The following is a 12,006-nucleotide window of genomic DNA, read 5'->3' as shown; positions in this document are numbered from 1 at the left end:
ACAATGAAATCATTCCTCATAGGAGCCGCCACATCAAACAGCGGCAAAACGACATTCACAATGGGACTGCTGCGTGCTCTCACCCAACGAGGACTCTGCGTGCAGCCTTTCAAATGCGGCCCTGACTATATCGACACCATCTTCCACCATATGGCGTCAGGCAACGAGAGCCTTAACCTCGACACCTTCATGGCCTCTGCCCAACATGTAAGAAAAATATTCTCGGATTATTCACAAAATGCCGACGTTGCAATAGCAGAAGGCGTGATGGGACTCTTCGACGGCTACGACGGTTTTCACGGCAGCAGCGCCGAGATTGCCATCATGCTCCATCTTCCTGTCATCCTCATCGTCAACGCAAAGTCGATGGCCTACAGCGTGGCACCGCTGATCTATGGTTTCAAGAATTTCAACAAGAATCTTCAGATTGCCGGAGTGGTGTTCAACTACGTAGGGTCTGAAAATCATTTCCGGTTTCTGAAATCTGCCTGCAACGACGCCGGAGTGGAATGCTTTGGCTATATGGCCAAGAACAGCGAACTGACAATCCCAGGCAGGCATCTTGGGCTTACAATATCCGAAAGACAGGAAATGAACCGCATCATAGAAGCTGCCGCCAAAGAAATAGAAAAGCATGTAGACATTGACAAAATCCTTGAATCATGAGAATCCTGATAGCAAAAGACGAGGCTTTCAACTTCATATATCGTGCCAACATCGACTCGCTCCGCACAATGGGCGAAGTCAGGTTTTTCTCACCTCTTCACGACAGTCATCTGCCTTCGTGCGATATTCTCTATCTGCCAGGAGGCTACCCCGAACTATATCTCGACGACATCTCGGGAAATTCTGAAATGATGGCAGAAATCAAGGCCTATGCCGAAAACGGAGGCAGGATATTTGCAGAATGTGGAGGTTTCATGTACCTGTGCCACGATATTGACAACATTCCGATGTGCGGTGTCTTCCCTTTCAGCGCCTCGATGCGCGACGCCCGCCTGCATCTGGGCTACAGACAGATGTATCTGACAATCGATGGCAGGAACCAATGCATAAGAGGACATGAATTCCATTATTCCGACATCAATGATGACGTTACACTGACAGACGAGACCTCTCACAACAAGAGCTTTTACAATGGGGAAATACACAAAGAATGCATACAGCTTTCTGCAAAAAACACCAAGACCACCACGGCTCTATACAGATATAAAAATGTAGTAGCAGGCTACACCCACTGGTATTGGGCAGAGACTGGATTCCCCTTCTTCAAAATTTCAACAATCAGACTATAACATTATGACACACAATATATTACACCCTTTAATGCTTGCAGGCACTGGAAGCGACGTAGGCAAAAGCATAATTGCCACTGCCCTCTGCCGCATCTTCTTGCAGGAGGGCTACCACCCTGCCCCTTTCAAGGCGCAGAACATGGCTCTCAACTCTTATGCCACACCCGACGGACTGGAAATCGGCCGTGCCCAGGCTGTACAGGCAGAAGCTGCCGGAGTGGTCTGCACTACAGACATGAACCCCCTGCTGCTGAAACCCAACTCCGAACACACCACACAAGTGGTACTGAACGGACGACCGATAGGCAACCGCTCGGCATACGATTATTTCCGCAAAGAGGGTCGCGAAGAACTACGCAAGGCAGTGAACGCAGCCTTCGACAGGCTCAGCCAATCTTTCTGTCCGATTATCATGGAGGGTGCCGGGAGCGTGTCTGAAATAAACCTACGCGACTCAGACCTCGTGAACATGCCAATGGCCCGGCATGCCGACGCTGACGTAATTCTCGTGGCTGATATAGACCGTGGCGGTGTATTTGCATCATGCTATGGCAGTGTGATGCTGCAGACTCCCGATGACAGGAAGAGGATAAAGGGCATAATAATAAACAAGTTCCGCGGAGACATTCGTCTCTTCGATGAGGGAAAGAAACTACTGGAGCAGATATGCGGCATCCCTGTGCTGGGCATAGTACCGATGTTCAAAGACATCGTGATAGAAGAGGAAGACAGCGTGGACCTGGAGCGCAAAGCCCGTCAGATGGCTACCGACAAGGTGAACGTTGCGGTGGTGCTGCTCCGACATATATCAAACTTCACAGACTTCAACATACTGGAGCGCGACGAGCGCGTCAACCTGTTCTATACCAACAATACCGCCGATATAGAAAAAGCCGACATCATCATTCTGCCCGGCACGAAAGCAACCCTCGACGATTTATACGAATTGCGCAAAAACGGTGTTGCCCAAGCAATAGTAAGGGCACATCGCAACGGGAAGACCGTCATCGGCATCTGTGGCGGCTATCAGATGTTGGGGCAATCGGTGCTCGATCCTCATGCCGTGGAAGGCAGCATTCCGCAACTGCCCGGACTCGGCCTTCTCGACACCATAACCGAGATGTTGCCAGAAAAGACCACACGGCAGACGGATTTCATTTTCAACGGTAAAGAGTGCAAAGGCTACGAAATCCATCAGGGCATTACCACCTACAGCCAGGGCAACGACAGAGCTGGCCAGAAAGCCGACCTTATTGTCAGCGGAAACAACTGCACGGGCACCTACCTCCACGGATTTCTCGACAACTCTGCCGTGACAGACCATTTCATCACCCCCCTCTGCAAGAGTAAAGCCAAGGCAGGCAATGTCAGCATTGAGGAATTCAAGAACAGACAGTACGACCTCCTTGCCGACCACGTGAGAAAATATGTAGACATAGAAAAACTTATCAAAATAATGACACCATGATACATGGACACGGTGACGACCTATATAAATACAAGAATGTGGAGATGAACTTCTCCACCAACATATTCAACCACTTCGACCATTCGCGGCTTTTCGCCTATCTCTCCGAAAAGTTGCCACTCATAACAAGCTACCCTGAACCTGCGCCAGCATCTCTCGAAAGAGCGATAGCACGGCAGACAGGTGTTGAGGCAGACTGCATTATGGTGACCAACGGAGCCACGGAGGCCATATACCTCATTGCCCAATGTTTCAGTGGGAAGACACAACACATCCTGCAACCCACCTTCGCAGAATATGGCGACGCCTGCAGCATGTACGGCAGCCGGATCCACACCCTGTCAAAGATAACGCCATCCGACCGGTTCGGCAACAACGACACCGTGTGGTTCTGCAACCCCAACAACCCTACAGGCACCGTGACAGACCACGATGTCGTGTCTGCCGTCATCAGCAACAATCCCGACACATTGTTCATTATCGACCAGAGCTACTCCCACTACACGCCCAAGCGTACTCTCCAGCCCCGGGAGTGTGCCCGTCAAGGCAATGTGCTTCTGCTGAACTCCATGACAAAAGACTTCGGAATCCCCGGACTGCGCCTCGGCTTCGTCACTGCCAGCCGCCGGCTCATATCCCTGCTCCGCAGCCACCGCATGCCGTGGTCGGTAAACAGCCTTGCCATCTGCGCCGGCATGTTTCTGCTCAAACACCATGAAGACTATAGCATCGACACGGCGGCTCTCTGCTCTGAGCGGGAACGGGTAGGCAGGCTCATTGAGGAACTTGGCATAATGACGTATCCTTCAGACTCAAACATGCTGCTCTGCAGACTGCCGGAATCAGACGCTGCCACGCTGAAGGAATTCCTCGTTGCTTCACACAGCATACTGATACGTGACGCAAGCAACTTCGAGACGCTCACTCCGCAGCATTTCCGCATAGCCGTGCAGACTCGCGAAGAAAACGACAAACTGATAAAATCTCTGGAAGAATGGATGAAACAATGAATTTTCTGAATACCCACATCATGTTAGCAAGCCTTCTCACAGGTTGGGCTCTCGACATCATCTTCGGCGACCCCTCACGGCTCCCCCACCCCGTGGTATATATGGGCAGATGGATTTCCATGGGCGAACACAGGCTCAACCGCGGCAAAAGAAAGCGACTTAAAGGTGCTGTCTTTGCCGTTTCAAGCATCTTGATGACGTTCGGCATCATGTGGCTGCTGACAGAGGCGCTCAGAATGCTGACAGACAGCTACGACACGGGATGGGCTTTTCCGCTGCTCTCCTATGCGTTGGGGTCGCTCTGCGTCTTCTTCTGCCTTGCCGGAAAGACGTTGCGCCGCGAAGTGAGGATGGTATTCGGAAAACTAGAACTGGGACTTGACGAGGGCCGACAGCAGGTGGCCAGGATTGTGGGCCGCGACACTCTGTCGCTCTCCCGGCAGGAAGTGTCTACGGCAGCTCTGGAGACACTTGCCGAAAACCTCTCCGATGGTGTCATTGCTCCGCTTTTCTGGTTTGCCCTGCTTGGTGTGCCGGGAATGATGGCCTATAAGATGATAAACACCCTCGACTCCATGATAGGCTATCAGAACAAGCGCTACAAAGACTTCGGCTGCTGGGCAGCCCGCATCGACGACATAGCCAACTATCTGCCTGCACGCCTCACCGCCCTGCTGATGATATTGGCAGGATGGGGCTATATGCAGTTCTCCAGATCGCGCTCACGACGCTCTCTTGCGTATTACCTGCAAACTACCAGACGTTACTCCCGTTGCCATGCCTCGCCTAACAGCGGATGGCCTGAGGCCGCTCTCTCGTCATTGCTCGACTGCCGTTTCGGCGGTCCTCACGATTATTTCGGCGAACTGTTCTATAAGCCCTATATCGGTTCAAATGCCCGTCCTATAACATTCTCCGACATGACATCAAGTCTGCACATCTGCCTTGCTGCTGAAATCATCGCTGTAGTGGCAGCTGCTGCCATTGTTGTATAGTCCGTGGTCTGCCAGGAGGAAGGATATTCTTATCAGCCTATAAAAAAAGATGCATCCTGCCATTGCAAGACGCATCTTTTTTTATAGCATTTCCAAATTGTCTGCCGCTTGTCAAAAGGCAACAGACCAATTTCGCAGAACAATCATACTTGTCCAGATAAAAGTTTTTATTCCACAAAACGAGACAAACCCCTGTCCGTCAAGAAGATAGCTGTTACTTGTCGAGCAAGATGTTCATCATCTCGCAGGCAGCCTTTGCCACTGAAGTGCCAGGACCGAAGATTGCAGCCACACCAGCCTTGTAGAGGAAGTCGTAGTCCTGTGCCGGGATAACTCCACCGGCGATAACCATGATGTCCTCACGTCCGAGTTTCTTCAGTTCCTCAATAAGCTGAGGAATGAGAGTCTTGTGACCAGCGGCGAGCGAACTGGCACCCACGATGTTCACGTCGTTCTCCACAGCCTCTCTTGCAGCCTCAGCCGGAGTCTGGAACAATGGTCCCATATCCACGTCGAAGCCACAGTCAGCATATCCTGTAGCCACTACCTTGGCACCACGGTCATGACCGTCCTGACCCATTTTAGCAACGAAGATACGTGGTCTGCGTCCTTCCTTCTTAGCGAACTCTTCCGTCAACTCACATGCCTTATGGAAATCTGAGTCGTTCTTACTTTCTGATGAATACACGCCTGAAATTGTTCTTATAACTGCTTTATAACGTCCTACGATTTCCTCGCAGGCATCACTGATCTCTCCAAGGGTGCAGCGCAGCTTGGCACACTCCACAGCCTTCTCCAAGAGGTTGCCCTCTCCCGTGCGCACGCATTCTGTGAGTGCAGCAAGAGCCTCCTTGCATTTCTCGTTGTCGCGGTTTGCACGCAGTTCAGCGAGTCCCTTCACCTGCTCCTCTCTTACAGCAGAGTTGTCCACCTCCAGGATGTCGATAGGATCCTCATGGTCAAGACGATACTTGTTAGTACCGACGATAACCTGCGAACCGCTGTCGATACGAGCCTGTGTGCGTGCGGCAGCCTCCTCGATGCGCATCTTCGGCACTCCGGTCTCGATGGCCTTTGCCATTCCGCCGAGCTTCTCGATTTCCTGTATGTGCTCCCATGCCTTGTGTGCGAGCTCGTTTGTCAGGCTCTCCACATAGTATGAACCAGCCCATGGGTCGATGTGCTTGCAGATCTTGGTCTCGTTCTGTATATAAATCTGAGTGTTTCGTGCGATACGTGCAGAGAAGTCAGTAGGCAATGCGATGGCCTCGTCGAGAGCGTTTGTATGCAGACTCTGAGTATGTCCGAGGGCTGCAGTCATTGCCTCGATGCAGGTACGACCCACGTTGTTGAACGGATCCTGCTCTGTGAGCGACCATCCTGATGTCTGACAGTGTGTTCTGAGCATCAGCGACTTTGCGTTCTTCGGGTTGAACTGCTTGATTACCTTTGCCCACAGCATACGTGCTGCGCGCATTTTGGCAACCTCCATGAAGTGGTTCATCGAAATTCCCCAGAAGAAAGACAGACGTGGAGCGAAGGCGTCGATGTCGATACCTGCGTTCACACCGGCTCTCACATACTCCAGACCGTCGGCGATGGTGTAAGCCAGCTCGATGTCTGCCGTAGCTCCAGCCTCCTGCATGTGGTAACCGGAGATAGAGATAGAGTTGAACTTAGGCATCAGTTTGGATGTGTATCCGAAGATGTCGCTGATGATTCTCATTGAGAATGCAGGCGGGTAGATGTAGGTGTTTCTCACCATGAACTCCTTGAGAATGTCGTTCTGGATTGTTCCTGCCATCTCCTCGAGCTTGGCTCCCTGCTCCAGTCCTGCCACGATGTAGAATGCCATTACAGGCAACACGGCACCGTTCATGGTCATAGATACCGACATCTTGTTGAGCGGAATTCCGTTGAAGAGCACTTTCATGTTCTCGATCGAGCAGATAGACACGCCAGCCTTACCCACGTCGCCCACAACACGAGCGTTGTCCGGGTCGTAGCCGCGGTGTGTAGGGAGGTCGAATGCCACCGACAGACCTTTCTGTCCGCTGGCGAGGTTTCTGCGGTAGAATGCGTTGCTCTCCTCGGCAGTAGAGAATCCTGCATACTGACGGATTGTCCATGGGCGGAAAGGATACATCATGCTGTAAGGTCCGCGCAGGAACGGAGGAAGGCCGGCAGTATATCCGAGATGCTCCATGCCCTCCAGGTCTTCTTTGGTATAAACAGGCTTTACCTCAATGTGTTCAGGGGTTTTCCAGTTTGCCTTGATGTTGTTTGACTCCTGCCAAGCAGCGCCATCAACGCTCTTTATACCTGAAAAAATATCTATGTCTTTAAAATTCTTTCTCATTTTATTCCCAGTTTTTGGTTATACTCCTTCAATGTCTCAAGCACATTGCACTTCACGTGTATAAAGTTCTCTATACCCTTTGCCTTGAGGTCTTCCATGCATGCCGGTGCTCCAGCCACTACGAACATGGCTCTGCCGTTGAGGTATTCGAAGGCAGGCACTGCGTATTCAGCATATTCGTCGTCGCTCGAACAAAGCACCACGATGTCGGCGCCAGCCTTGAGTGCTGCGTCCACGCCTTCCTCCACGGTCTTGAATCCGAGGTTGTCCATCACCTTGTAGCCGGCGCAAGCCAGGAAGTTGCAGCTGAACTGTGCTCTTGCCTGTCTCATTGCCAGGTTTCCGATAGTGAGCATGAAGGCAGTAGGAGTCTTCTCGCTTTCCTCCACCGAGATTCTCAGGTCTTCGAAGTCGGCAGCCAGACGTGTTGTCTTTATAGCCTTGAAGGCTTCCTCGTGTGCGCCCTTGTCAGCGCATCCGCAGCATGCGTTCTTTGCGCGCTTTCCTTCGCTTTTCTCCGTGAAGTTAGGGAACTGGTTTGTACCCAGTATGAATTCCTTTCTCTTTGCGGCAGCGTCGTGGCGCTTGGCGTTTGTGGCGTTGATGTCGTCCTGCACGATTCCCTTCTTTGCAGCCTCCAGGAATCCACCGTTGTCTTCCACGTTGAGGAAGATCTTCCAGGCCTCGTTGGCGAGCGATGTGGTGAGCTCTTCGATGAAGTAGCTTCCTGCTCCCGGGTCCACCACCTTGTCGAAGTGGCTCTCCTCCTTGAGCAGCAGCTGCTGGTTGCGTGCGATGCGCTCCGAGAATTCATTAGGAGTCTCGTATACGGCGTCGAACGGCAACACCTCTATTGAATGCACTCCGGCGAGAGCGGCGCTCATTGCCTCTGTCTGTGAGCGGAGCATGTTGACATAGCTGTCAAACATCGTCATGTTGTATTTTGATGTGGCAGCGTTCACGCACATCATGCATGATGCGTCGTCTTTCGGTGCATACTGCTTCACGATTTCCGCCCACAGCATTCTGGCTGCACGGAATTTTGCCATTTCCATGAAGAAGTTCTCCGAGATGCCGAGGTTGAACTTGATGTTCTTTGCAGCCTCGTCGGCGTCTGTTCCTGCTTCCACGAGCTGGTTCATGTATTCGTTGCCCCATGCCAGTGCATATCCGAGTTCCTGCACGATGTAGGCTCCGTTGTTGTTGAGCGCCACAGCGTTCACGCAGATTGTGCGGAAGTTGGGGTATTCCTTCATTGCCTCCACGATCTGCGGTGCCTGTGCGAGCAGGGCCACCGTGTCGAGTCCCTTCACCACGATTTTCTCCATCGGGTCCCAGTTGAAAGAACCCACGATCTTCGTCTTGTCATATCCCTTCGCCGTGAAATACCAGTCCAGGATCTTTGCCAGTTCCAGGGTGTGGCGTTTGCAGGTGTTGAAGTTTAGCTCCACGGCTTCGCATTCGATTCCCTTGAGCAGTGTCTCGACGAAATCCTTGGAGATGTTCTTTCCCGGTATCTTGAACGACAGCGAGTCCACTCCCCTGTTCAGGATGTCCAGCGCCTTTTCGTTTGCCGCTGCGGCGTCGTCGGCCATGATGCGCTGTCTCACGTACCATGCGTTGTCGCCCTTCTTGTTGCCGCGTACGAACGGGAATTCTCCCGGAAGTGAGTCTGGTGTCTTGAGGTTCTCAAGGTCTTCCTTCAGATAAAAAGGCTGCACGTTGAATCCCTCGTTTGTGCGCCAGACGAGACGTTTGTTAAAGTCGGCTCCCTTCAGGTCCACCTGAATCTTGTCAAGCCATTCTTGACGTGTAGGAGCCTTAAACTCCGTAAAGAGTTGCTCTTTGCAATTCGACATAGTGTGTAGTATTATATAAGTTAATATGTTTCAAAGTATTATACAAACACAATGAATCGGGCGCCACAATCCGTGTGGCACTTTCTCCTAAATGCAAAGGTAAAGCAATTTTTCAATATTCAGAAAAAACGGAAGAGTTTTTTACAAAACAATATCAAAAATCATGTCTTTACGAAACACTTTGACATATCAACGTGGCAAACTGCCGCCTGCAGCCGTCAATCGCATGGCCTTGGTTTGGGAAAATATCCCGGCATATATATATGGTTTGGTTTTTTTTTTATAATTTTGCAGCCAAATGACGGAAAGGAGGCCCGGATGGAATCCCATGCCGACACCCCGTCAGCAATGAATACAATCACGTCAACAAAACAACAATTACGATAATGGCAAAAGAATTAAAACAACTTACGAAAAGATCAGAGAACTACAGCCAGTGGTACAACGACCTGGTAACAAAGGCCGACTTGGCAGAGCAGTCGCCCGTGAGAGGCTGCATGATAATAAAGCCCTACGGCTATGCCATCTGGGAGAAGATGCAGCACCAGCTCGACGCCATGTTCAAGGAGACAGGCGCCCAGAACGCATACTTCCCCCTGCTCATCCCCAAGTCGTTCCTCTCGCGTGAGGCAGAACACGTGGAGGGATTCGCCAAGGAGTGTGCCGTCGTGACCCACTACAGGCTGAAGGCCAAGGAAGACAAGAGCGGCGTTGAGGTAGACCCTGCCGCCAAGCTCGACGAGGAGCTCATCATCCGCCCCACTTCAGAGACCATCATCTGGAACACATACAAGAACTGGATACACTCATGGCGCGACCTGCCGCTCATGTGCAATCAGTGGTGCAACGTGATGCGCTGGGAAATGCGCACCCGTCCGTTCCTCCGTACCTCAGAGTTCCTCTGGCAGGAGGGCCACACAGCCCACGCCACGAAGGAGGAGGCCGAGGCCGAGGCACAGAAGATGCTCCACGTCTATGCCGACTTTGCCGAGCAGTATATGGCCGTGCCCGTGGTGAGAGGCGTGAAGAGCGAGACAGAGCGCTTTGCCGGCGCCCTCGACACCTACACCATCGAGGCCATGATGCAGGACGGAAAGGCGCTGCAGAGCGGCACGAGCCACTTCCTCGGACAGAACTTCGCCAAGGCCTTCGACGTGACCTATCTCAACAAGGACAACAAGCCTGAATACGTGTGGGCCACATCATGGGGCGTGTCCACCCGCCTCATCGGAGCGCTCATCATGACCCATTCCGACGACAACGGCCTGGTGCTCCCACCGAAGCTCGCGCCGATACAGGTGGTGATCGTGCCCATCACCAAGGGCCGCGAACAGCTCGACGCCATCAGCGAAAAGCTCCAGCCCGTGATCAGCGCCCTCAGAAAGGCCGGCATCAGCGTGAAATACGACGACGCCGAGAACAAGCGCCCAGGATTCAAATTCGCCGACTATGAGCTCAAGGGAGTGCCAGTGCGCCTCGTGATGGGCGGACGCGACCTCGAGAACAACACCGTGGAAATCATGCGCCGCGACACCCTGGAGAAGGAGACACGCCCGCTCGAAGGCATCGTGGAACACGTGGAGCAGCTGCTCGACGACATCCAGGCAAACATCTTCGCCAAGGCGAAGGCATACCGCGACGAGCGCATCTACGAATGCGACAACTACGAGGAATTCAAGGAAAAGGTGAAAGACGGAGGCTTCTTCATCTGCCCGTGGGACGGCACCGCCGAGACGGAGGCAAAGATAAAGGAGGAGACACAGGCCACCATCCGCTGCATCCCGTTCGGAGTGGAGCAGACACCGGGCACCGACATGGTGTCGGGCAAGCCATCCACAAAACGCGTGATAATCGCCAGAAGCTATTAATCAAACAAGCATACCGATGCCAGACAACAACAGTATATTAGAGAAGCTCAACGGACTGGTGAGCCGTTACGAAGAGGTTTCCACCCTCATCACCGACCCCGGGGTGATAGCCGACCAGCAGCGCTACATCAAGCTCACAAAGGAATACAAAGACCTCGGCGACATCATGGACGCCCGGAAGCGATACATCAGCTGCCTCTCCTCTATCAGGGAGGCCAAGGACATCCTGGCCAACGAGAGCGACCCCGACCTCAAGGAGATGGCGCGAGAGGAACTGCAGACAAACGAAGAGCTGCAGCCCCGCATCGAAGAGGAGATAAAGATGGCACTCGTGCCCAAAGACCCCGAAGACGACAAGAACGTGCAGATGGAAATCAGAGCCGGAGCCGGAGGCGACGAGGCAGCCCTCTTTGCCGGCGACCTCTTCGGCATGTACAAGCGATTCTGCGACTCCAAGGGGTGGACACTCTCAGTGACCAGCGTGAGCGAGGGAGCAGCCGGAGGATACAAGGAAATCGACTTCGCCGTGAGCGGCGACGGAGTGTACGGAGTGCTGAAATACGAGTCTGGCGTACACCGTGTGCAGCGCGTGCCCGCAACCGAGACACAGGGCAGGATGCACACCTCGGCGGCTACCGTGGCAGTGCTGCCCGAGGCAGACAAGTTTGAGGTGAACATCAACGAGGGCGACATCAAATGGGACACCTTCAGAAGCAGCGGAGCAGGCGGACAGAACGTGAACAAGGTGGAGTCGGGCGTGAGGCTGCGCTATCCCTGGAAAAACCCCAACACGGGCGAAGTGGAGGAAATTCTCATCGAATGTACGGAGACCCGCGACCAGCCCAAGAACAAGGAGCGCGCCCTCTCGCGCCTGCGTACCTTCATATATGACCGCGAACACCAGAAATACATCGACGACATCGCCTCGCGCCGCAAGACACTGGTCTCAACCGGCGACCGCTCGGCAAAGATACGCACATACAACTTCCCCCAGGGCCGCGTGACCGACCACCGCATCGGCTTCACCACTCACGACCTGCAGGGATTCCTCGGCGGCGACATTCAGGAGATGATTGACGCGCTCACTGTAGAGGAAAACGCCGAGAGGATGAAAGAGAACGAGCTATAGAAAAGACAAACAAAAAAAACATT

The 12,006-nt window shown here is 52.9% G+C and carries 7 protein-coding genes and 1 pseudogene; 6 read left to right on the top strand and 2 right to left on the bottom strand.

Translation table 11 applies throughout. The annotated features are described in order from the left end of the window. The first annotated feature begins 3 nt into the window (after positions 1–3). The 4 genes and pseudogenes from ACDC99_RS03860 (at position 4) to cbiB (ending at position 4,768) form a co-directional block, all read left to right on the top strand. Positions 4–1,295, top strand: a pseudogene (locus tag ACDC99_RS03860) (cobyrinate a,c-diamide synthase). A 4-nt stretch (positions 1,296–1,299) separates the two neighbouring features. Then, positions 1,300–2,763: a cobyric acid synthase gene (locus ACDC99_RS03855; protein ID WP_370755888.1), complete on the top strand. Its 1,464-nt coding sequence runs from the start codon at positions 1,300–1,302 to the stop codon at positions 2,761–2,763. Then, the gene (locus ACDC99_RS03850; RefSeq protein ID WP_370755887.1) at positions 2,760–3,773 is read left to right on the top strand and encodes an aminotransferase class I/II-fold pyridoxal phosphate-dependent enzyme; all 1,014 of its coding nucleotides are present in this window, start codon (positions 2,760–2,762) and stop codon (positions 3,771–3,773) included. The genes ACDC99_RS03855 and ACDC99_RS03850 overlap by 4 nt, the downstream gene beginning before the upstream one ends. Beyond that, complete coding sequence (gene cbiB / locus ACDC99_RS03845; RefSeq protein ID WP_288744966.1) at positions 3,770–4,768, top strand: adenosylcobinamide-phosphate synthase CbiB; 999 nt, start codon at positions 3,770–3,772, stop codon at positions 4,766–4,768. The genes ACDC99_RS03850 and cbiB overlap by 4 nt, the downstream gene beginning before the upstream one ends. A gap of 214 nt (positions 4,769–4,982) precedes the next feature. On the opposite strand, the gene scpA is transcribed toward cbiB, so the two are convergent. Both scpA and mutA read right to left on the bottom strand, forming a co-directional pair. Next, complete coding sequence (gene scpA / locus ACDC99_RS03840; RefSeq protein WP_022317284.1) at positions 4,983–7,127, bottom strand: methylmalonyl-CoA mutase; 2,145 nt, start codon at positions 7,125–7,127, stop codon at positions 4,983–4,985. Then, positions 7,124–8,986, bottom strand: a complete 1,863-nt coding sequence (gene mutA, locus ACDC99_RS03835) for a methylmalonyl-CoA mutase small subunit (protein ID WP_022317285.1) — start codon at positions 8,984–8,986, stop codon at positions 7,124–7,126. Before mutA ends, scpA begins: the two co-directional genes overlap by 4 nt. Before the next feature lie 386 nt (positions 8,987–9,372). Here mutA and proS point away from each other — a divergent pair, with 386 nt between their 5' ends. Together proS and prfA are read left to right on the top strand one after the other, a co-directional pair. Continuing rightward, entirely contained in the window at positions 9,373–10,854 is a 1,482-nt protein-coding gene (proS, locus tag ACDC99_RS03830; protein ID WP_022317286.1) for a proline--tRNA ligase, read from the top strand. 16 nt (positions 10,855–10,870) lie between these two features. Further along, on the top strand, positions 10,871–11,983 hold the full coding sequence (gene prfA / locus ACDC99_RS03825) for a peptide chain release factor 1 (RefSeq protein WP_320874811.1): 1,113 nt from the start codon (positions 10,871–10,873) through the stop codon (positions 11,981–11,983). Positions 11,984–12,006: the final 23 nt, after the last annotated feature.

The organism is Prevotella pectinovora, assembly GCF_041323955.1.
Taxonomy (GTDB): domain Bacteria; phylum Bacteroidota; class Bacteroidia; order Bacteroidales; family Bacteroidaceae; genus Prevotella; species Prevotella pectinovora.
The sequence above is the reverse complement of the archived record's forward strand: the minus strand, read 5'-3'. Positions and strand labels throughout refer to the sequence as shown.